The sequence below is a fragment of the Halostella sp. PRR32 genome (assembly GCF_034808085.1).
Taxonomy (GTDB): Archaea; Halobacteriota; Halobacteria; order Halobacteriales; family Natronoarchaeaceae; genus Halostella; species Halostella pelagica.
In genome coordinates this window covers 1-476 of the sequence record NZ_JAXHGL010000024.1, presented here as the reverse complement: position 1 = coordinate 476, position 476 = coordinate 1, and the positions used below count along the sequence as shown (strand labels likewise).

Here is a 476-nt window from a genome sequence, read left to right as displayed (position 1 = left end):
CTCCCCGCCGACCGCGGCTTCGACGACTGGCGGACGGACGCGGTCGTCGCCACTCACGAGATGTGGCTGTCCGACCGCAGGTTCCTCACCGTCCGGTACGGCGCGGCGAGACGCGGGGATTGATAGCCTTCGACGGCCTTGGTCCGCACATGGCGAAGTCGTCTGCGGACGCCCCCGGCGAATCCGGGCGGTCGCCGCTCGCCCGGGTTCGCGCCGCGAAGGCCGAACGCGCCGACGAGCGACTGCTCACCGGCCCGAAGCTCATCCTGTTCGGCATCCACGTCAGCCTCGTCGGCGGCGTCGTCCCCGAACTCTGGCCGCTCGTCGTCGTCGGACTCGCGATCAGCGTCGTCGGGTTGACGCGGTGACTCGACGGGACACTCGACTCGACGACTCGGCGACTCGATGGGACACTCGACTCCTTCGGGCGGCGTTCGAACGCGTGGCGTTTTGTGACCGCACGCCCAACTCGCGTC

At 70.0% G+C, this 476-nt stretch carries 1 protein-coding gene; it reads left to right on the top strand.

Going from position 1 to position 476, the window contains the following annotated elements:
- Positions 1-149 precede the first annotated feature (149 nt).
- On the top strand, positions 150-368 hold the full coding sequence (locus tag SM753_RS20235; protein WP_323192886.1) for a hypothetical protein: 219 nt from the start codon (positions 150-152) through the stop codon (positions 366-368).
- Positions 369-476: the final 108 nt, after the last annotated feature.